The organism is Flagellimonas alvinocaridis (assembly GCF_965248585.1).
GTDB classification, from domain to species: domain Bacteria; phylum Bacteroidota; class Bacteroidia; order Flavobacteriales; family Flavobacteriaceae; genus Flagellimonas; species Flagellimonas alvinocaridis.
On the sequence record NZ_OZ252111.1, the window covers coordinates 3,586,852 to 3,608,222 of the forward strand.

Sequence of the window (21,371 nt, forward strand, 5' to 3'; positions counted from 1 at the left end):
GGCTTCACCATTCCAAAATCCGTATCTTTAAATATGTCCAAGCCCATTTCACTGATATCAATTTTTGTGCTGCTCAATATGGGTATTGGCCGTATGTTCCAAGTAAGTTTAGGAGCAACCTGCTTTTCCGAATTGACCATTTTGGCCGTGACCAGCTTTGTTTTTTGGATTTTCTCTGCCCAATACATAAAAGTTTGGGCCCAAAACTGGGAGCAAAAACCTTTCGGAAAAACCTTGGCCCTTCAAGGAGGGTTGGGCATTACCGCCACAGCAATGAACATTCTTATCGGACAGGTTTTGGTAGTTTTTATGATGACCGTGGTATTTCGTTGCGCCTCTCCCAATTTCAATCTATTGCATGCCGGGCTTACCAACAATATCGCTGTTAACCTATTCTGCTATTTTGCGCTCCTGTTTTACTTTGTAAACAAGGAACGTAGCCTAAAAATTGACACTCCAATCGCACCCTTTTTAGGAAGGAAAATTCAAATTGAAGTGTCCAGGAACGGCTCCCATTTTTTACTGATTCCTGAAGAAATCATCTATATTGAAACCAGCAACAACTGCATTGTGCTCCATACGGAAAGAGGGGTTTTTGTAAAATACCAAAGCCTTAGGTCAGTAGAGAAAATGCTCGGTTCAAAAACCTTTAAACGGGTGCATCGTTCCTATTTGGTGAACGTGGATTTTATGGATTGCCATCAGAAAAACAGTAGCGGAGATGGGATACTCCATTTAAAGAATGGAGATAAAATTAAATTCAGTAGGACCTACCGAAAGAACCTAGTGGAGGTTTAACGGCATCGACCTACCCTTATTTTTCCGCAACTTACCCAGTGTTGTTATATGTTTTGCATCACTCCTGCTACATTTGGGAAAACTCAACAAATGAAGACTTTTCTAAGTGTCGCTATCGGATGTTTTATCCTATGGTCCTGTACCTCCAAAACGGAAACCGAAACAGGACAAAACCATAGCACAGGGCAAGACCGCCAACTTCTGACCCGATTGAAAGAGGTAAAATGGCCCAAAGCCTATCGGGAACAGGACACTCTCTTACTCGATTCCATCTTGGGGGACGATTTTCAAATGATCGACGACCAAGGAAACTGGTCCGATAAAAAAGGAGAACTCGCCTGGATCAAGGCACATGCCAGCACCCACGATTCCTTTTTTTATGAAATAAAACGCTTGGACATCCTACCCAACGGCACGGCCATGATCTGTGGTACTGGGCATATCTTCAATGACTCCATCAAAACCATATATCAGTCCAGCAATGTCTTAATAAAAAGGGAAGGGCAATGGAAGGCAATCGCTTCCCATGTATCCGGCATCAAGCAGATACCCTAAACCTTAAAGTTCTGATAATGTACCCCTAAACTGGCCTATATTTTAGTATTTTCCCTAAAAATCCTCGTCCAATGAAAATGCTTGTGGGGCTTTTGCTGTTGGTCTGTACCCTTGCCGGCGCGCAAGAAACCTATTCCGTTCCGCTCAAATTCAAAAAAGATTTGATTCCCGAAGGCATCGCTATTGATCCTTCCTCCAAAAAAGTATACCTCAACAGCTTGAAGAAGGATAAAATTGTGCGTTCTGATTTGGATGGCACCCATGCCGAGGATTTTATTGGAAGCAAGGAATATGGATACCTCTCCGGTTTTGGGATGACCATTCAAGGAGACACCCTCTTCGCCTTGGGGAACAGCTTGCCCAAAAGCAACAATTCGTCCGTTCTTCTTTTGATGAACCCTACTTCAGGGGAATTCATCGCGTCGTATACCCTAAACTCGGAGGAGGTAATCTACCTGAATGATATTGCCATAACGCTCAATGGGGACGCTTATATCACCGATTCGGAAAGTGATACCCTCTATGCCCTTACCGGGGCCAAAAAGGCCTTGGAGGTCTTCTTTACCCATGAAGAGATCAAACATTCCAATGGCATCGCAGCATCCGATGATGGTAAATACCTTTATTTGGCCACCTACACTTCTGGCATCCGGATTTTGGACATCGCCTCAAAGAAGTTGTTGAACCCACCCAATCAGTTTAAGGGAATCGATGGAATGAAATTCCATAAGAATACCCTTATCGCCATAGTAAATGGGAAAAGAGACCTGTCCCAAAATGGGGTCTTTCAATTTGAACTGAATCCAGAGAGCACCAAAATCCTGTCCGAAAAGAGAATCATGTCATTTTTCAATCCATCCGACATTCCAACGACATTTGCCATCCATGATGAGTATATGTATTTTGTTTCAGATTCCCAATTGGACAACTTTGATCAGGAAAACAATACCATTATCCAACCCGATCAATTGCAGAACTACAGATTAATTCGCCTTAAAATTTGATGCCACTATGATCAATAGAACTTCCATTTACTGTCTTTTTTGTAGTTTGATATGCCAATTCTTCTATGCTCAAACTAAAGCGAAAGACACTATCATTTCCAAAAACTATTGTACTGAAATAGGTCGGTTTGATCTCCTTATCGACAGCGATGAAGTCGCCGGAGCCTACTATCTAATACACAAAAACGCACTTGGTGGGGTTTGGGGCCGATTAAAGAATAACGTGATGACCGGTAGATGGCATGATGCTGATGGAAAAGGGGATATCATCATCACTTTTACGGATGACTTCAACTTTTTTACAGCGGATTATCGCAGTGATGATGATCTTGATCAATGGTACCGGGATTCTTGGCACGGCTCACTTCGCCCCAACACATCTCCTACCTTTGATGAAAAAGGCAAAACGTATCGTTGTGAATAGCCTAAAGAACTAATCCAAAAAGGCAATACAAACAGGACTGGCCAAACTGGTCTCACTCAAGAACTGCAAGGTGCCTTTCTCGGCATCTCTTTTGAAAACGATGATGTTATCGCTCCTTTGATTGGCCACCAATAAAAATTCACCTGTAGGGTCCAATGAGAAATTACGGGGCCAGTCACCACGAACCGACTCCCTGCCCACCAAGATCAGCTTTCCGGATTCTTGATCTACGGCAAAGATTACGATGGTGTTCTCCCCACGGTTGGAGCCATACAAAAACTTACCATCAGGGGATAGGTGTATATCCGCACAATAGCTTTTTTCAGTATAACCTTCAGCCAACGTAGACTGTGTTTGGATCTCATGATAAGCCCCATCATTATCTTTTTGAAAAACGGAAACCGTGCTGTTCAGCTCGTTGATCACATATAGGATATCCCCATTTCTACCAAAGGTAAAATGTCTGGGGCCAGCTCCAGCGGCCAAATCGATTGAGGCTTGGTTACCAACTACGTATTGGCCCCCTTCCCTTTTGTAACGCTTTACGGCATCCAATCCCAAATCCGCTACAAAAAGTCCGTCTTTGGTAAACTTTGCCATGTGTGCACGGGAGGTTTTGGTGGTATCCAAAATCTTATGGTCGATTACCTGGGGTTCTCCGGCAAGCGATCCATCCTCATTCAATTGATACAGGGCTACATTGCCCCCACCATAATTGGCCGCGGCCAAATAACCGTCCCCTGACAAGGAAACATGGCAAGGGCCATTTCCGTGGGTCCCTTTGCTATTCTGGACTTCCAAAACACCTTCATTCAAGCGGAATGCAGTAACACCGCCCCCAAGACTATCAAAATCGCCGGTCTCCTGTATGGCATATAGATTGTTTTTGTCCTCGGAAATCTTCAAATACGAAGGATTTTTCAATTTGGCAGCCAATTCTTGGGTACCAAGCGCACCCGTTGCGGTATCCAAGGTGTATTTGTAAATCCCCTCACTATCCCCATTGGTATACGTTCCAACAAAAAGGGTGTGGGTGGTTTTCTCTTCTGATTTTTTGTTACAGGCAACAATCAATATTGCACCTAATAATACCGGTATTAATTTCGTCATTTTTTATGGTTTGTTAGTTTTCTAAGGTAGTGAAAGTAGCACAATGACTTCAACTTTTTATCTTTAATGTGTGAAAAATGGCATTGTAATTCTGATACTCTGTAGCTTGGGCGTTGCCCAAGGTACTTTTCTCTGTTTTTACCTATTAACACTTAAAAAAGGGAATCGCTTGGCACACCGATTCTTGGTGTTGGTTATTTTGGGATTGATTCTTCGCATTGGAAAATCTATTTTAAATGTGTATCTGGATTTAGAGCCGTGGCAACGTAACATGGGCATTGCAGGAATATTATTGGTGGGCCCCAGTTTCTGGCTATATGGTGAGGTATTGCTGAAAAAAAGGAAAGAGCTGCATTGGACCCTTTACCTTCATTTTTTGCCCTACCTACTGTTCTCCCTTCTATGTTGGGTAATTCCCAATCGCCCGGATGCCATATCGCATTTTATTTATTATACGGTTTTTGCTCATCTTTTGGTGTATTTGATCGTGGCCTCAAGATTATTGGTAAAAAATGTGCAAAGCGTCCAACCCAAAATCTTTAAATGGTATCGCAATCTTGGCATTGGTGTAGGATTGATTTGGGTGTTTTATATTGGAAACATCGCGGGGTTGATTCCCTTTTATATTGGAGGGGCAATTTTTTTCACTCTTTTAGTGTATATGTTTTCTTTTCTGCTGATGCGGAACCATACCTTTTCACTGGAAAAATACTCCGCCTCACCAATAGACAAGAGTACTTCCAGAGATATGATGAAATCCGTTACTGGCTTATTTGAAACAAAGGAAATTTATTTGAACCCAAAGCTCACCTTGAATGAAGTTGCCCAAACTTTGCATACTTCCCCAAGAATCCTATCCCAAGTAATAAACGAAAATAAGGGAATGAACTTTTCCGAGTTCGTGAATTTTCATCGCATAGAGAAAGCCAAAAAGCTTTTGGTTTCACCCAAGGAAAAGGATGAAAAAATAGTTTCCATTGCATATGACTCTGGCTTTGGAAATGTGACCTCTTTTAATTTGGCTTTTAAGTCCTTCACCAACCAAACTCCTTCGCAATACAAAGAACAAAACGGCTCTTCCTGACCTAAAAACGTTTTAAAGATCATGATCTTTAAAGCCATTGGTAGCTAATACGGGTTTATTTGGGGAAAAATTCACCCAATGCGAAACTTTGCGTTTATAATGTTCCTGATTTTGGCGGGATGCAAGAACAACCATCATCAAGAGAATAAGAAAATTGTTACCCTACCAAAGAAAAAGGTGGTTTTTGAGGGATTGAACCGCCCTTGGAGCATCGCCTTCCTGAATGAAGACGAAGCCTTGGTCACAGAAAAGAATGGCAATTTGGTGAAAGTAAATCTCCAAAGTCGGACTAAAACTCAGATCAAGGGTTTTCCACGTGACCTTACCGATAGCATTGGTGCCGTCCACATTGGTGATAACTCTGGTATTTTTGAAGTTTTGCTTCACCCAAATTTTAAGGAAAACAGAAAGCTATATTTTTCATATGCGGCCAAAAAAGAGAACATTGGTAAAACCATAAAATTTGTTCTGGCCCACTTGGACAAAGATTCCTTGTCCAATATAAAAACCATTCTAGTAGCCGAACCGTATACCCAGATCAACTATCATTACGGTGGTGGAATGGCCATAGGTGCTGACCATAAATTGTACCTTACCGTGGGAGAACGTCTTTTTTGGGAACACAATGAGCCCTCGCTGCCCATCGCCCAAGATGCAACAGACCCGAGAGGAAAAATCCATCGCTTTAATCTGGATGGAACCATCCCTAACGACAATCCAAAATTGGGGCAAGATGCCATTCCTAGCATTTATGCCACAGGCATTCGCAATACCCAAGGCATTGCGTTACAGCCCAAGACGGGCACGCTATGGTTTACGGAACACGGCACGATTGAAGGTGATGAAATCAATATTTTAAAGAAAGGTGCCAATTATGGTTGGCCCAATGTTACTTCCGGTAAGCTGCGTAGCAAAAATTACACTCCACCTGAATTGGAACAGACCAACTTTACTTCTCCAATTTGGTTTTGGCAACATACGGTTGCCCCAACAGGCCTTTGTTTTTATACAGGTAAAGAGTTCCCCCAGTGGCGAAACAATCTTTTTGTGCCTGGGCTTTCGAGAGGTAGTCTTTGGCGGTTTCACATTGTTGGAGATACCATCAAAAGTGCAGAAGAACTATTTCTGGATGACAGGGTCCGGTCAAGAAAAATAGCCCAAAGTCCAAAAGGCAACTTGTACCTGCTTACCGATGAAGAAAATGGAAAAATCATTCAAATAATCCCATAATAAAACCACACAATTATGAAATCTATCTATTTTGCGCTATGCCTAATTATAAGCTACAGTTGTTTTTCACAATCTGAAGAGGCGCACGTCCGAAAAACTTTGGACATGTACTTGAAAGGGTCGTCTTATAACGATCAAGGAATGATTCGTCAGGCTTTTTATGAGAATGCCGATTTGTTTTTGTCCAAAACAGATCAGGAATTATGGGTTCTCACCCCAAAAGAATATGCTCAACTTTTTGAAAATCGTCCCAAAGGAGAATTCAATGGCAGGGAATCTACCATTTTAACTATAGATATAAACCACAATATTGCTACGGCCAAAGCGGAAATACGTATTGAATCACGAAATATGACATTCATTGACTTATTTCTATTAAAAAAACTTTCGGGTCAATGGAAAATCATAAGCAAGGCAGCCACCCTCCTACCTGCTGAAAATTAGTCTTGACGGGAACCGGTCTGTTCTTGAAGGTTTTGATCTATTTCTTTTTTTAGAAAGAAGGCGGTTACTACAGTGGCAAGTACATCAGCAATGGGGAAGGACAGCCATACCCCCATCTCCCCCATAAATTGGGGCAACAACAAAATAAGCGGTATAAAAAAGAAGCCCTGTCTGGTAAGTGTGAGCAATAATGCCGGAATGGCCTTGCCCACCGCTTGAAAATATGCAGCACCTATCAATTGTAAGGCAATAATCGGAGTAGCCACAAAGACCAACCGCATGGCCAAAGGGGAATGCTGCAACACAAATGCGTTGGTGGCCAATTCCTCTGCCGGCAAATGGGGCTTGTTGCTCAGGAAAAGTGATGCAATCTCAGCCGGAAAAACCATCAGGACCACAAAGACCAAGGTTGCCACCAAAGCGGCATATTTTATGGCCGTATAAATGGATTCCTTGACCCGGTCATACCGTGCTGCCCCAAAATTGAAACCTGCAATGGGCAGAAACCCTTGGGTGACCCCAAAAACAGGAAAAAGGGCGAACATGAGCATCCGGCCGATAATGGCATAGACCGCCACCATGGCCTCCCCTCCCAAATTAAAGAGGATGTTGTTCATGAGCAAATAGGTGATACTGGTCACGGCCTGACGTGCCAAGGTCACAAATCCTAGGGAGCCAATTTCTTGAAGAATGGATCTGTCCAACCCAAAATGGGAAAGACTAATCTTTAACTCGGAATTTTTTGATAGAAAAAAGTAGAGAATATACCCAAAACACATTAAATACCCCGCGGTAGTGGCCCAAGCAGCTCCGTGCATGCCCCAATCGAACACATAGATAAAAATGTAGTCCATGAGCAGGTTCCCCACCGAAGGGATGATCATGGCCACCATGGCAAATTTGGGTTTCCCTTCGGCCCTGATCACGGTATTTCCCATCATGCAAAGTGCCAAAAATGGGACCCCGTACAGGATAATGGTATAGTAAATTTTGGCCGGGGCAAAAATGGAACCCTTGCCTCCAAAGGCCGGTATCAAAGTGTCCACAAAATAAAGTCCAAGAGCCACCATGACTACCGTAACCAAAAGGGTCAGCGTAATCTGGTTTCCAAAAGTCTTAAGGGCCTTTTCCTTGTTATTGGCCCCCAAGGCACGCGACACAATACTGGAACCGCCAATACCAATGGCCATTCCCAAAGCTGCAATGAAGAAGGAAACGGGCAACACCACATTAATGGCGGCAATGGCAATGGAACCTATCCAATTGCCCACAAAGATGGAATCGACCAACACGTTCAAGGACATCACCAGAATGCCTATGGATGCAGGTACGGCCTGTTTAATCAATAATTTTCCAATGGGTTCTTTCCCGAGTGCGTCAGAAGTTACTTTGGCCATGCCAATGGTTGTTCTTTGGGTGTAAGGCTTTGTGTGTGGTAAATCTGAGCCAAATCTACAACGCCTCGATTAAATTACCTTTGTTCTCCCTTAGTTTTTTGGTGATGCTGTCCCATAAAGCCACTCTATAATCCAAAGCCTTTTGGCTATACTCAGCGACATCGGTCCATTTTTGTTCATCCTGACCACAGAGCATCTTCATCATTTTTACGGCCATGGGTCCGTGTTCGTCCCCATCCAATTCAATGTGCCGTTTTAGGTAATAGGAAAGTTTGGTGTACTGTTCCGGTCCTTTTTCCCCAGATTGTTCTATGATGCCCAAGAACATATCCGGAATCAGTTCTTCCCTTCCAAAGGTAAAGGCCGCAGCAATGATATGTGGTTTTTGGGTATTGATGACCTCAAAAGTGAAGCTTAAAAAGTTCTTTTCGGCCAGGTTTAAATCCGCATTTTTGATTTGCCCTGCTATCGCTTCAAGATTCCCAAAGCTTCCAATGACCTCCTTCACCTTGGAGGTGTTGGCATTGACCTCCCCCATGGCGTCTAGGTACATTTCAAAATGACTTTTGGCCACTCCTTCCTCATTGAAATCGCTTTCCTCCTCCAAGACAATCTCATTGATGAACCTTGCCACTGTGGTATCCGAAGCAGGCTTCCAAGGAAGTTCGGTACAGGTAAGCTCACGTTGAAGGGCCTTTAATAGCGACATAAAATCCCAAACGGCATACACATGGCTTTCCATAAAGGTCCTGATGTCCTCAACAGAATCCAGCTGTGCGTAAAGCTCATGGTTCTTAAGTTGTTCCCGTACTTCTTTGAGACTCTGCTCCAAATTTTCAATGCTCATACACTTGCTTTTCGGTACTCCAAAAATTATTGGATGTTATATTCCGGCAGGGTTTGATCTGTTGACCAAGTATTGATCCACTGTGCCATAAGGCCTGCCCAATCATCCCTATCGTTCAAACATGGGACATGGATGTAGTCTTTACCCCCTGCTTCAACAAATTGTTCCTTGCCTTCCATAGCGATTTCTTCCAAAGTCTCCAGACAATCACTTACAAACGCAGGGGTGATTACCGCCAAACGCTCAATACCCTCCTTGCCCAAACGCTCAAACTCATGGTCGGTGAAGGGCTGTAACCATGGGTCGCTTCCCAATCGGGATTGGAACGAAGTACTCACTTTATCCCTGGGCAGCCCCAATTGCTCTATCACCAACTCGGTGGTATCGTAGCATTGATGCCTGTAACAGGTATGGTGTGCCACCGAATTGGCCTTGCAACAAGCTCCATTCAGTTGGCAGTGGAACTTTGTGGGGTCCGATTTTTTAATGTGCCTCTCGGGAATCCCATGATAGGAGAAAAGGACATGGTCGTAATCAAAACCCTTTAGACCTTCTGCAATACTATTGGACAATATTTTGATGTAATCCGGATTGCTATAAAAGGCAGGCAATGTGGTCAACTGCATACTAGGGAAATACTCTTGCTGCACTTCCATGGCCTTCACCACTACCGTTTCGTATGATGACATGGCATAATGGGGATACAGGGGCACCAGCAACACCTCATCCACTCCTTTATCCTTTAATTCCTGTAAAGCGTTCTTAATGGTCATGGAACCATACCGCATACCCAAGGCAATGGGCAAGCTGGTCTGTTGGCTCACCTTTTCCATAAAACGTTCCGAGATGATAATCAAAGGAGAGCCTTCCTCCCACCAAATCTTGGAATAGGCTTCCGCCGAACGCTTTGGACGCGTGTTGAGGATAATTCCCCGTACAATGATATTTCGCAGAACGGGATTCACGTCTATGACACGCTCGTCCATAAGAAACTCATCCAAATATGGTTTAACATCCTTTGCGGTAGGGCTGTCCGGCGAACCCAAATTGACCAATAAAACTCCTTTTGGCACAGCTTTTTGTTTTAGGTCCCCAAAAATACAACTTGGCACGGACTTGTTCTTTTCAGAACCCAATTACTTTTCTATGGCCCATAACTAAATTCAATCTATATTTCATTCGATATCCCCAACCTTTATTCTTTTCTGCTTTATTTTTGTTGAAAATGCTTTTGATGGGGCATTTGTTTGGATTGAATAAAACACATTATATGGTGATGAAATATAAAACCCTCTTGCCCTTTCTATTTTTAGGGTTGATGGCATCCGCCCAGCAAATTACTTGTTCCCCAAAGGACAAATCCCTTTTTGAGGACAAAATCGCAGCCTTGCAGAATACCCAAGCTTCCTTTTTGGGCGATACCATTGTAGCGGTCGGGAAATCTTTTTTGGACACGCCTTACGTGGAAAAAACCCTTGAAGTGGGTGAAACCGAAACCTTGGTGGTGAACCTACAGGGGTTGGACTGCACCACTTTTGTGGAAAATGTACTCGCCTTTGGAATCATGCTCAAATCCAAACAAAGTTTATTTGAAGACTTTACCGAAACTTTAGAAACCATTCGGTATCGAAATGGGGAAATGAATGGTTATCCATCACGTTTACATTATTTTACGGAGTGGATTCGAAACAATGAGAAGAAGGGTTTGGTCAAAGACATTACATCGGATTTAGGGGGAATTGAGCTCAATAAACCCATCAATTTTATGGGAACCCACCGGTCATTGTATCCGTTTTTGAGCGATGACACCAATTTTGCTATCATACAACAAGCGGAAAAAGAATTGGCTAAGGAAAATCTGTGCTACTTGCCCCAAGACCAGATTGAAAACAAGGAACAACAAATACAATCCGGGGACATCATTGCATTGGCAACTTCAATAAAAGGGTTGGACGTTACCCATACCGGCATAGCCATACATCAACCTGATGGGCGGTTACATTTACTACATGCTTCAAGCAAAAATGGAAAGGTAGAAATCACTCAAGAACCCTTGGTGGATTACCTGAAGAACATCAAAAGCAATATTGGGATTATTGTGGCAAGACCTACCTTACTTTCGTTTTAGACACCATTCAATAGCACCCAAAAGGTGTTGACTAAAATCGGGGTCATCATAAGCGGAATCAGTATGTCCCAAGCCTGTATAAAAAGCACGACCCCCATCATATTCGTGGCACCAGGCTATAGGATGGTTAGCCCCATTCTTTCCGCCTTCATAACTGGTTTCATCAAGTTTCATCAAAACCGAAACGCTAGGATTCAATTCCTTAAAATTGTACCATTCATCAAAATGCATCCAAACATTGTTCAGGTGGGTTGTGGACGGATGGGATGTATCAACTATATCAATTTTGGCTTCCTGTTGTTCCGGATGACTCTCAAAATAACCTCCTACTAACTTTCCATACCAAGGCCAGTCGTACTCGGTATCCGCTGCGGCATGGATTCCCAAATAACTGCCTCCATTTTTAATGTACCCTTCAAAAGCCTTCTGTTGGGTATCATCCAAAACCTCTTCGGTGGTGCTCAGAAAGACCACCAATTTGTAGTTCCCCAGATTTTGAGGGTTAAAGTCTGCCCCTGAATCAGTTTGCAGGGCAACAAAGCCATTCTTTCTACCCAACTCGCGCAAGGTCTGCACCCCCTTTTCAATGGAAGCATGCCTATATCCTGTGGTTTTGGTGAAGACCAAGACTAGTTCGGGCATTTTGACATTTTGGGCTTCTTCTGAACTTGGGGCATCTTGTGCGGAAATCTGCAACGCAAAGCCTATGGCAAAAAGGGACAGTACAAGAGTTTTCATTTTTTGATTTTTATGCGTTTGAAGTTAAGTATTTTTTGGGGGTGGTGCCATACTTCTTTTTGAAAGAAGCGATAAAGTGACTGGCGGTGCTATATCCCACTTTCAAACCCACTTCATTGACATTGTGCTTTCCGGTTTCCAGCATTTTTCGGGCATACTCCATTTTGTAGTCGAACAAAAATCCATAAACCGAATCCCCATAAATCTGCTTGAACCCTTCTTTCAGTTTTTTCAAACTCAAACCAATTTCTTGGGAAAGTTCGGCCAAGGTAGGTGGCTCGGCCATTCGTGAAATCATGATTTCCTTGGCAATTCTAATACGCCGCACATTGTCCTCATCGGCCAAAAAGGGACATTGTTCCAAGTCGGCATCCTCGGTTTTATTAAAATAAAGGGATATCAGCTCATATACCTTTCCTTTGATATACAATTTTTTGATGGAGGGGTGGAGATTGTAATTCATCAACTGACTGAGCACAACTGCAATGGCCGGAGACACCATTTCTTGTGAATAGTACTTTTTCTCCTTGTTCTCACCACTCAAAAAAGGGATGTACTCGGCCTCATTGGAAAAAAGGGAATGGAACTTTCGTATGGTCATTACCACAGACAGCAACCAAGAGTGGGGAGAAACTATGAGATTCAAGGGCAAATCTTTTTGCGTGTTGTACAGCAAGAGGGAATTTTCTTCCGTTACCTCCAGATGATAATTTCCTTCATTAAAATTGAAACGGGTTTTGCCTTTCAGACAAAAATGGAACTGGATAAACGAGCTGTCGATTTCCCGTTCCATAGTTTGCAATTCTTGTGTATCATTCTGAATCTTAAGGATATAAAACCCGTCTTCCACTAGAATTTCATCATAGGAACCTTTGGCGATATTTTTCATGACCGAATCGGATTTAGTCTTTGCTTTTTATCAATTTAGAATGACTCTAAATTACATTTCAAAACACCAAATTAGTCAATAAAATCAATGTTTTTCATGGTTTTTTGAAAATTTTGACATAAAAAATATCTCACGGGTTATTTATAGTACCTCTAGCGTTATTTTTTAAAACACAGCACCGTTATTTTTGTGCTGCGATTTTTATCCTTTATGAGGAATTACAATATTTCGAAACATAATTCCTTCTACGCCATTGGGCTGAGCTACAAGAAGGCAGATGCTGAGGTGCGGGGAAAGTTTAGTCTGGATGTTCCGGCCATAGACCATATTCTGGCAAAGGCCAAGGAGCTTGGTATAGATGGCCTATTGGCTATTTCAACCTGTAATAGGACCGAGCTATATGGTTTTGCCCAACATCCCTATCAACTTATAAAATTGCTTTGCGACCAAACACAGGGCACTGTGGAAGAGTTTCAAGAAGTAGCCTATGTCTACAAAAATCATGAGGCCATTTCCCATATGTTCAAGGTAGGCACAGGATTGGACAGCCAGATTTTGGGTGATTTTGAAATCATAAGTCAAATCAAACAAGGTTTTTATCGCGCCAAAAAACAAGATATGGCCAATCCTTTTTTGGAACGGCTCTGCAATGCCGTGATCCAGGCCAGCAAGCGTATAAAAAACGAAACGGAGCTTTCTTCTGGGGCCACATCCGTTGCTTTTGCTTCGGTAAAGTATATTCTGGACAATGTTCCCGATATTTCGGAAAAGAACATTCTTCTTTTTGGAACGGGAAAAATCGGAAGGAATACCTGTGAGAACCTTATCAAACATTCCAACAACCACCATATCACCTTGATCAACCGGACTAGGGCGAAAGCAGAAGATATTGCTGGAAAGTTCCATTTGACCGTAAAGGACTATGGCGATCTCCAGACCGAAATACGAAAAGCGGACATCCTTGTGGTGGCCACTGGTGCACAGTTGCCCACCGTTTCCAAAGCATTGATCTACCCCAAGAAACCACTTTTGATTCTGGACCTGTCCGTACCCAAAAATGTGGCGGATGACGTTTTGGAGTTGGACAATGTTTCCTTGGTACATTTAGACCAACTTTCCCAAATTACGGATGATGCTTTAGCCAAAAGGAAGGAATATGTCCCCAAGGCGGAAGCAATCATCGAACAGGTCAAAAAAGACTTTTTAAAGTGGTTGGAAACCCGAAAGTTTGCCCCGGTCATAAATGCGCTCAAGGAAAAGCTAAAAACCATGAAGGCCGAGGAAATTGACTTTCATTCCAAAAAAATGGATGACTTCAATCAAGATCAGGCCGAAATCATATCGGACAGGATCATCCAAAAAATCACCAAACAGTTTGCCAACCATCTGAAAAGTTCCGAAGTGGATACCGAGGACAGCCTGGAGCTTATCCAGAAAGTCTTTCAGCTAGAAATCGATTCAAAATGAGCAAGATCATACGAATTGGGACCCGCGACAGTGAATTGGCACTGTGGCAAGCCACTACTGTACAGCAAAAACTCGAGGAATTGGGGTACGACACCTCATTGGTCCCTATAAAGTCCACAGGGGATGAAATACTGGACAAACCCCTGTACGAACTGGGAATCACCGGCATTTTTACCAAGACTTTGGATATTGCCCTCTTGAAGGGGCAAATAGATATTGCCGTCCACTCTATGAAGGATGTTCCCACCCAATTGCCAAAAGACATTGTACAAGTTGCCGTATTGGAGCGTGCCATTACCCACGATATTTTGGTGCACAAGGGATTGAACTTTTTGGAATCCGATGCCCCTGCTACTATTGCTACCGGCAGTTTGCGTAGAAAAGCCCAATGGCTGAACAAATACCCTAAACATACCGTGGTGGATTTACGGGGAAACGTAAATACCCGATTGTTGAAACTGATTGAGAACGACTGGAACGGTGCCATTTTCGCCCAGGCTGGACTGGAACGTATTAAATTGTTACCCAAAGATGCCCTGCAATTGGATTGGATGATTCCTGCCCCGGCACAAGGTGCCATGGTGGTCGTGGCCAAGGATGAGGACACCTTTTCAAAAGAAGCGCTCGCCAAGTTAAATCATAAGGAATCTGAAATAGCAACGACCATTGAACGTCAATTTTTACGGACATTGGAAGGTGGTTGCACCGCCCCCATCGGTGCTTTGGCACAAATAAAAGAACAAACGGTACATTTTGAAGGGGTTCTTTTTTCCTTGGATGGAAAACAAAAAATCACCGTCAACAAAAGTGTTCCCTTGAACCAAGCCAATGGACTGGGAGAGCAATGTGCCAAAGAGGTCTTACAACAAGATGGGGATAAATTGATGCAGGAAATTAGAAATGAGAACAGTGCTCTCCACTAAAAAGCTAAGCTCACCGCAAAAGGAATTGTTCCTCAATTCAGGGTTGGGATTGGTGGAGTATGATGCACTTCAAATTGAATTTTTGGATGTAAATATTCCTTTGGAATTTACCCACTATATCCTTACCAGTAAAAATTCTGTCAAGGCCTTCATTAAAAAAATTGAAAACCGGGACACCTCACATTTCAAGGTCTTTTGTGTTGGTGAAAAAACCAAAGCCCTTTTGGAGGATAATGGACTAAGGGTGGTAAAAATGACCGAATATGCCTCGGAATTGGCCCAATTCATTGTAGAAAAACATCCCAATGAAACTTTTCTGTTTTTATGCGGAAACCTAAGAAGGGACACCTTACCAAAGGCACTTACTGAAAATAACATTCGGTATAAAGAGGTGATGGTTTACAAGACCCGTCTAACGCCAAAGGCGTTTCAACGGGATTTTGACGGCATCCTATTCTTTAGCCCAAGTGGCATCAGAAGTTATCTTTTGGAGAACTCCGTTGGCAGCAGCACCCTGTTCTGTATTGGTACTACTACGGCCGATGAGGCCAAAAAACATTCAGACGATATTGTAATAGCCAATAAACCGACCGTGGAAAACGTGTTGGTACAGGCCATAAACCATTTTACAAGACATGATTAAAAACGATTTGTTCCTAAGAGCCTTGAAGGGTGAAACCGTTGAGCGACCACCCGTATGGATGATGCGCCAAGCTGGCCGTTACCTCCCGGAGTTTATGGAACTCAAACATAAATACGATTTCTTTACCAGATGCCAGACTCCCGAGTTGGCTTCTGAAATTACCGTACAGCCCATCCGGCGATATGGAATGGACGCGGCCATCCTTTTCAGTGATATCTTGGTGATTCCACAAGCTATGGATATTGAAGTGGAGATGAAACCGAACTTTGGTCCCTATTTGCCCAATCCCATTCGCTCCAAAGAAGATTTGGAAAGGGTTATCGTCCCTAATATTCAAGACACCTTGGGTTATGTGATGGAGGCCATTACCATGACCAAGGAAAAGTTGAATGATGAAATTCCTCTTATCGGTTTTGCCGGTTCTCCTTGGACCATTCTCTGCTATTGTGTGGAAGGTCAAGGAAGCAAAAGTTTCGATAAGGCCCGGGGACTCTGCTTTTCCCAACCGGAAGTGGCCCATCAACTGCTTCAAAAGATAACAGACACCACGATTGCCTACCTTAAGGCCAAAGTAGAGGCAGGTGTGAATGCTGTCCAAGTTTTTGATTCATGGGGCGGCATGCTTTCTCCTACTGATTACCAAGAATTCTCCTGGCCATACATTCAACAGATTGTTGATGCATTGAAAGATTTGGCCCCGGTCATTGTTTTTGGCAAAGGGTGTTGGTTCGCATTGAAGGAAATGGCGCAATCGGGAGCTTCTGCCGTCGGCGTGGATTGGACATGCTCGGCCCAAAATGCACGCTACCTTACCGGGGGAAATATAACCCTGCAAGGAAATTTTGATCCTGCACGATTGCTTTCACCCCCATCGGAAATCAAAAAGAGGGTAACCCAAATGATCCGAGAATTTGGAAAGGACAAATATATTGTGAACCTAGGGCATGGCATTCTTCCCAATATACCATTGGAAAATGCAAAAGCATTCATAGATGCCGTAAAAGAATATAAGTCGTGAACCCAATAGCGGTACTGAAACGGGTTGACCTTAAAAATATACTGAAAGTTATATTTATTGGGATGAGTCACCCGCTTTTCATTGTACCTACGATTCGTGCCACCAAGGATTGCGTTCGCATATCCACAGAAAACTACGGCCGATTGCATCATAAAAATGGTCCGGCCAATGCGTTTAGACATGCGCTTTGGAATTATTTGATTGCCAAAAGATGTTTTCGAATACGTCACAACCGGGATTCTGTTCTGGAGTGGGCCAAAAAAATTACGGATTGGCATGAACACGCTTTTCCAAATACAGAATTGGCCAAAACTATGGATTTTCATAACAATGCCGTGGGAAGGTTGGTATTTCAGGAAAATCCTGAAAAAACGGAAAGTGAAGTCATTGAACTATTGAAATCCATGACCTTGGTTTCGGTCAAGATTAATTCCAATACCGATTTTGAAAGCTTAAAAACACAACTCATACATATACTCGATCAATGAAGGACAAATTCTACGATTATATCCAAAAACTACAAGATACCATCACCACAAAACTTGAAGAGGTGGATGGAAAGTCCAAATTTCAACAGGATATTTGGAAACGCCCTGAAGGCGGTGGTGGAAGGACCCGTGTCATTGAAAACGGAAATGTATTTGAAAAAGGTGGAGTGAATATTTCCAAGGTATATGGTGAACTTCCCAAAAGTATGCAGCAGTATTTTGGCGTGGAAGATGCAGATTTTTTTGCCTGTGGACTCAGTTTGGTCATCCATCCCAAGAGTCCCATGGTACCCACCGTACATGCCAACTGGCGCTATTTTGAGATGTACGATAAAAATGGGGACATCGTTGACCAATGGTTTGGTGGCGGTCAGGACCTAACACCCTATTATCTGTTTGAGGAAGATGCCCAACATTTTCATCAAACCTGCAAAAATGCCTGTGACGCCCACAACCCAGAGTTTTATCCCGCTTATAAAAAGAAATGTGACGACTATTTCTGGAATGCCCATCGCAATGAAGCTAGGGGTGTAGGCGGTCTCTTTTTTGACTATTGCAAAGCAACGGAAACCATGAATATGGAAGATTGGTACAACTATGTCACCGAAGTTGGGGATAGTTTTTTGGATGCTTATGTACCAATCGTTATAAAAAGAAAAGAGCTGCCTTACTCTCAAGAACAGAGGGATTGGCAGGAAATTAGACGCGGAAGGTATGTGGAATTTAACCTGGTTCATGATAAAGGTACGCTCTTCGGTCTCCGCACCAATGGCCGTATTGAAAGTATTTTGATGAGCCTCCCTCCCCATGTGCAATGGAGGTATGACCATCACCCAGAAAAAGGAAGTCCAGAAGAGCAATTAATTGAGGTGCTGCAACATCCAAAAAATTGGGTTTAATGTGTAGCTTTGTTTGAAACCAAACCCATGAAACAGAAAATATATCAAGTCGACGCTTTTACCGATTGTCCTTTCGGTGGTAATCCTGCAGCAGTTTGCATTTTGGATGCGTGGCTTGATACCACTCTTATGCAAAGTATCGCGGAAGAAAACAATCTGGCCGAAACTGCATTTGCTGTTCGTAAAGGTGAGGGGTATGAGCTACGTTGGTTCACTCCAGAAACTGAGGTCGATTTGTGTGGCCATGCCACCTTGGCCACAGCATATGTGCTGTTCAACTATTACGACCATAATGAAAAAACCATTCGGTTTTATTCTCCCAGAAGCGGGGAATTGACCGTAGAAAAAACGGCTAACGGTTGGATGACCTTGGATTTTCCCTCCGACCCCATAGTGGCCATTCGGAACAATAGGGAATTGGACAACGCCATTGGGCTGACCCCAATCAAAACCTTTAAGGGAAAAACGGATTTTATGATGGTCTACAGCTCCCAACAAGAAGTGGAGGCCATTACCCCCAACCTGCATCTATTGAACCAGTTGGATTGTAGAGGCGTCATTGTTACGGCACCGGGCCAAGAGGTGGATTTCATCTCCCGATTCTTCGCCCCGCAATGTGGCATTCCCGAAGATCCCGTGACCGGCTCGGCACATACTTCGCTAACCCCGTATTGGTACGAAGTGTTGGGCAAAAGCAAAATGACCGCCAAACAACTCTCCAAAAGAGGAGGGGACTTAATCTGTGAATATTTGGGAGACCGGGTAAAAATTTCCGGCAAAGCAGCTCCCTACCTATCCGGTGAAATTAAAATTTAAGTATAAGTATGTATCCATTGATCAGAAATAGAAGACTACGCGCCTCCGAATCCATCCGAAGATTGGTTCGGGAAACCCTTGTGACCCCAGACGACTTTCTAGTGCCCCTTTTTGTGGTGGAAGGCAAAGGAATCAAAGAAGAAATTGCTTCCATGCCCAATTACTTTAGGTTGAGTTTGGACAATCTGGAGAAAGAGGTAAAAGAACTTTGGAAAATGGGACTTTGCTCGGTATTGCTTTTTGTTAAGGTCGATGAAAAGCTGAAGGACAATAAAGGCACGGAGGCCATCAACCCGAATGGATTGATGCAAAGGGCGATAAAGACCGTCAAAAATGCCTGCCCACAGATGTTGGTGATGACCGATGTGGCCTTGGACCCATTTTCATCCTATGGCCATGATGGAATTGTGTCCGAAGGGCAGATCCTCAATGATGAAACGGCCGAGGTATTGGCCGAAATGAGTGTCTCCCATGCACAGGCCGGAGCCGACTTTGTGGCCCCCAGCGATATGATGGATGGACGCATCCTCACCATTAGGGAAGCCTTGGAAGATGAAGGGTTCCAAAATACGGGAATCATGAGCTATTCTGCCAAATATGCCAGTGCCTATTACGGTCCGTTCCGGGATGCCCTGGATTCAGCTCCTGTTGATATTGCCAACGTGCCCAAGGACAAAAAGACGTATCAAATGGATTTTGCCAATAGATTGGAAGCCATCCATGAAACCCAAATGGACATTGATGAAGGTGCCGATATTGTGATGGTAAAACCGGGTCTTCCCTATTTGGACATTGTGCGGGACATTAAAAATGAAGTGGATGTACCCATTGCCGTTTATCAAGTATCCGGGGAATATGCCATGCTCAAAGCTGCCGCGGAAAAAGGGTGGCTGGACCATGATGCCGTGATGCTCGAACAATTGACCGCCATTAAACGGGCGGGGGCAAGCATCATTGCCAGTTATTTTGCTAAAGACTTTATCCGTACCTTGGGATGATTCAAAAAATACGTACAACCAACCATACTAACTAATTCATGAAAAACCTCTTTGTATTCTGTTTCTGTTTTCTTTTCGTTTCAATCAACCTTCTTGCCCAACAAAATCTAATTCATGCTCTTCCCTCAAAATTGGGATTGGATAAAGCCTACATCGATCAAAAAGTGGATTCTATCATGGAGCTTGGCATAAAAAACCAAGCCTTCCCAGGCGCCCAAGTATTGGTAGCCAAAAACGATACGGTAATCTTCCACAAAGCATACGGATACCACACCTATGATAGCGTGCAGCCCGTTGCCCTGAACGACCTTTATGATTTGGCATCCGTTACTAAAATCTTGGGGCCATTGCCTGCTTTGATGAAATTGGTGGACGAAGGCAAACTTGATTTGGATGTCCCATTTAGCAACTACTGGCCTTCATGGAAAAAACATAAGGATAAAAAAGATCTGACCCTACGTGAAATTTTGAGTCACCAGGCCGGATTGGTGCCCTACATTGTCTTCTTGGAGAAAGTGATGAAAAAGAATGGGAAGGTAAAACGTCGCTTTGTAAGGGATACCCCCAGTAAAAAATTTCAGCAACAAGTGTATGAGAACCTATTCATCAGTGATCGCTTTGAAGCAAAAATGAACCGTATGATCGACAGGTCCAAGGTTTCCGATGAAAAAAAATACAAGTATTCAGGACTTACCTTTCTCATCTATCCAAGGTTAATAGAACAACTTACGGGCACCGATTACGAAACCTATTTGGACCAGAACTTCTATCAACTTCTAGGCTGTTATACTTTGGGTTACAATCCAAGTAAAAAGAATTATGTCAATGCCATTGTACCCACCGAAAATGATAGTGTATTCAGGAAGACTTTCGTAAAAGGTTGGGTCCATGACGAAAACGCTTCGTTAAAAGGTGGGGTATCCGGAAATGCGGGATTGTTTGGCACTGCAGACGACTTGGCCAAGATTATGATGTTTTATGAAAACTATGGTGCAGTAGGGGATAAACAAATTATCTCCAAGGAAATTGTAAAAGAGTTTGGCAGGGTCCAATATCCTGATAACGATAACCGAAGAGGACTTGGTTTCGACAAACCCTTACTTAACAATTCCGAGCTTGCTTTGGAAGATGCCTATCCTTCTCCCTTGGCAAGTCCAGAGAGTTTTGGTCACTCTGGATTTACTGGAACTTTTGTTTGGGCAGATCCAGAAAACAAGCTGGTTTATATTTTTCTTTCGAACAGGGTTTATCCCTCAAGGGAACATGGCCAAATATATCGTCTAAATATTCGGACAGCACTGCAAGATGTATTTTATCGTGCATCTTCCATGGATTAAATATATGGAGGGTTAAGTTCCTTAAAAAGTAGTAGTCGAAACATAAATTAATCTTTTTGGAAAAGTTTTGTAAGCTTTCCAAAATAGCACTCACTAATAAAGGGCATTCATTCAATAATTGAAAAATGTCCTTT

The 21,371-nt window shown here is 43.1% G+C and carries 23 protein-coding genes; 17 read left to right on the top strand and 6 right to left on the bottom strand.

Annotation, left to right across the window (positions count from 1 at the left end; genetic code table 11):
- Window positions 1-33: 33 nt before the first annotated feature.
- The 4 genes from ACP14V_RS16085 (at window position 34) to ACP14V_RS16100 (ending at window position 2,781) form a co-directional block, all read left to right on the top strand.
- Window positions 34-798: a LytR/AlgR family response regulator transcription factor gene (locus ACP14V_RS16085; RefSeq protein WP_272608960.1), complete on the top strand. Its 765-nt coding sequence runs from the start codon at window positions 34-36 to the stop codon at window positions 796-798.
- Between the two features lie 90 nt (window positions 799-888).
- Entirely contained in the window at window positions 889-1,353 is a 465-nt protein-coding gene (locus ACP14V_RS16090) for a nuclear transport factor 2 family protein (protein WP_272608961.1), read from the top strand.
- 71 nt (window positions 1,354-1,424) lie between these two features.
- On the top strand, window positions 1,425-2,357 hold the full coding sequence (locus ACP14V_RS16095) for an SMP-30/gluconolactonase/LRE family protein (RefSeq protein WP_272608962.1): 933 nt from the start codon (window positions 1,425-1,427) through the stop codon (window positions 2,355-2,357).
- Window positions 2,358-2,364: 7 nt separating this feature from the next.
- Entirely contained in the window at window positions 2,365-2,781 is a 417-nt protein-coding gene (locus ACP14V_RS16100) for a hypothetical protein (RefSeq protein WP_272608963.1), read from the top strand.
- A gap of 9 nt (window positions 2,782-2,790) precedes the next feature.
- On the opposite strand, the gene ACP14V_RS16105 is transcribed toward ACP14V_RS16100, so the two are convergent.
- Window positions 2,791-3,891 (bottom strand): lactonase family protein, encoded by a 1,101-nt coding sequence (locus ACP14V_RS16105; protein WP_272608964.1) that lies wholly within the window; start codon window positions 3,889-3,891, stop codon window positions 2,791-2,793.
- Window positions 3,892-3,961: 70 nt separating this feature from the next.
- On the opposite strand from ACP14V_RS16105, the gene ACP14V_RS16110 reads away from it, so the two are divergent.
- The 3 genes from ACP14V_RS16110 to ACP14V_RS16120 all read left to right on the top strand — a co-directional run bounded on the left by ACP14V_RS16110 (window position 3,962) and on the right by ACP14V_RS16120 (window position 6,649).
- On the top strand, window positions 3,962-4,975 hold the full coding sequence (locus ACP14V_RS16110) for a helix-turn-helix domain-containing protein (protein WP_272608965.1): 1,014 nt from the start codon (window positions 3,962-3,964) through the stop codon (window positions 4,973-4,975).
- Window positions 4,976-5,053: 78 nt separating this feature from the next.
- On the top strand, window positions 5,054-6,205 hold the full coding sequence (locus ACP14V_RS16115) for a PQQ-dependent sugar dehydrogenase (RefSeq protein WP_272608966.1): 1,152 nt from the start codon (window positions 5,054-5,056) through the stop codon (window positions 6,203-6,205).
- A 15-nt stretch (window positions 6,206-6,220) separates the two neighbouring features.
- Window positions 6,221-6,649, top strand: coding sequence for a nuclear transport factor 2 family protein (locus ACP14V_RS16120; protein ID WP_272608967.1), 429 nt, complete (start codon window positions 6,221-6,223; stop codon window positions 6,647-6,649).
- Here the strand turns inward: ACP14V_RS16120 and ACP14V_RS16125 are convergent.
- The 3 genes from ACP14V_RS16125 to hemH are packed head-to-tail and all read right to left on the bottom strand — an operon-like array spanning window position 6,646 to window position 9,966.
- Window positions 6,646-8,046, bottom strand: coding sequence for an MATE family efflux transporter (locus ACP14V_RS16125; protein WP_272608968.1), 1,401 nt, complete (start codon window positions 8,044-8,046; stop codon window positions 6,646-6,648). The two genes, ACP14V_RS16120 and ACP14V_RS16125, sit on opposite strands and share 4 nt — an antisense overlap.
- Window positions 8,047-8,101: 55 nt before the next feature.
- Window positions 8,102-8,893: a DUF3050 domain-containing protein gene (locus ACP14V_RS16130; RefSeq protein ID WP_272608969.1), complete on the bottom strand. Its 792-nt coding sequence runs from the start codon at window positions 8,891-8,893 to the stop codon at window positions 8,102-8,104.
- Window positions 8,894-8,919: 26 nt separating this feature from the next.
- Window positions 8,920-9,966: a ferrochelatase gene (gene hemH / locus ACP14V_RS16135; protein ID WP_272608970.1), complete on the bottom strand. Its 1,047-nt coding sequence runs from the start codon at window positions 9,964-9,966 to the stop codon at window positions 8,920-8,922.
- A 203-nt stretch (window positions 9,967-10,169) separates the two neighbouring features.
- Between hemH and ACP14V_RS16140 the strand changes: the two genes are divergently transcribed.
- A complete protein-coding gene (locus ACP14V_RS16140; protein ID WP_272608971.1) occupies window positions 10,170-11,021 on the top strand; it encodes an N-acetylmuramoyl-L-alanine amidase-like domain-containing protein in 852 nt (283 codons plus the stop codon).
- On the opposite strand, the gene ACP14V_RS16145 is transcribed toward ACP14V_RS16140, so the two are convergent.
- A complete protein-coding gene (locus ACP14V_RS16145; RefSeq protein WP_272608972.1) occupies window positions 11,007-11,759 on the bottom strand; it encodes a ThuA domain-containing protein in 753 nt (250 codons plus the stop codon). The two genes, ACP14V_RS16140 and ACP14V_RS16145, sit on opposite strands and share 15 nt — an antisense overlap.
- A 10-nt stretch (window positions 11,760-11,769) precedes the next feature.
- Window positions 11,770-12,648 (bottom strand): helix-turn-helix domain-containing protein, encoded by an 879-nt coding sequence (locus tag ACP14V_RS16150; protein WP_272608973.1) that lies wholly within the window; start codon window positions 12,646-12,648, stop codon window positions 11,770-11,772.
- A 210-nt stretch (window positions 12,649-12,858) separates the two neighbouring features.
- Here ACP14V_RS16150 and hemA point away from each other — a divergent pair, with 210 nt between their 5' ends.
- From hemA to ACP14V_RS16195, 9 genes are all read left to right on the top strand, one after another.
- Window positions 12,859-14,115 carry a glutamyl-tRNA reductase gene (gene hemA, locus ACP14V_RS16155; RefSeq protein WP_272608974.1) on the top strand — a complete coding sequence of 419 codons (1,257 nt, stop codon included), beginning with the start codon at window positions 12,859-12,861 and terminating at the stop codon, window positions 14,113-14,115.
- The gene (gene hemC, locus ACP14V_RS16160; protein WP_272608975.1) at window positions 14,112-15,038 is read left to right on the top strand and encodes a hydroxymethylbilane synthase; all 927 of its coding nucleotides are present in this window, start codon (window positions 14,112-14,114) and stop codon (window positions 15,036-15,038) included. The genes hemA and hemC overlap by 4 nt, the downstream gene beginning before the upstream one ends.
- Window positions 15,016-15,681 carry a uroporphyrinogen-III synthase gene (locus ACP14V_RS16165; RefSeq protein WP_272608976.1) on the top strand — a complete coding sequence of 222 codons (666 nt, stop codon included), beginning with the start codon at window positions 15,016-15,018 and terminating at the stop codon, window positions 15,679-15,681. Before hemC ends, ACP14V_RS16165 begins: the two co-directional genes overlap by 23 nt.
- Window positions 15,674-16,699, top strand: a complete 1,026-nt coding sequence (gene hemE / locus ACP14V_RS16170) for a uroporphyrinogen decarboxylase (protein ID WP_272608977.1) — start codon at window positions 15,674-15,676, stop codon at window positions 16,697-16,699. Before ACP14V_RS16165 ends, hemE begins: the two co-directional genes overlap by 8 nt.
- Before the next feature lie 62 nt (window positions 16,700-16,761).
- Complete coding sequence (locus tag ACP14V_RS16175) at window positions 16,762-17,187, top strand: DUF6973 domain-containing protein (protein WP_424987594.1); 426 nt, start codon at window positions 16,762-16,764, stop codon at window positions 17,185-17,187.
- Window positions 17,184-18,086, top strand: a complete 903-nt coding sequence (gene hemF / locus ACP14V_RS16180) for an oxygen-dependent coproporphyrinogen oxidase (RefSeq protein ID WP_272608979.1) — start codon at window positions 17,184-17,186, stop codon at window positions 18,084-18,086. Before ACP14V_RS16175 ends, hemF begins: the two co-directional genes overlap by 4 nt.
- Before the next feature lie 27 nt (window positions 18,087-18,113).
- Window positions 18,114-18,902, top strand: a complete 789-nt coding sequence (locus ACP14V_RS16185) for a PhzF family phenazine biosynthesis protein (protein WP_272608980.1) — start codon at window positions 18,114-18,116, stop codon at window positions 18,900-18,902.
- Window positions 18,903-18,910: 8 nt separating this feature from the next.
- A complete protein-coding gene (gene hemB, locus ACP14V_RS16190) occupies window positions 18,911-19,900 on the top strand; it encodes a porphobilinogen synthase (protein ID WP_272608981.1) in 990 nt (329 codons plus the stop codon).
- 38 nt (window positions 19,901-19,938) lie between these two features.
- The gene (locus tag ACP14V_RS16195) at window positions 19,939-21,237 is read left to right on the top strand and encodes a serine hydrolase domain-containing protein (protein ID WP_272608982.1); all 1,299 of its coding nucleotides are present in this window, start codon (window positions 19,939-19,941) and stop codon (window positions 21,235-21,237) included.
- Window positions 21,238-21,371: the final 134 nt, after the last annotated feature.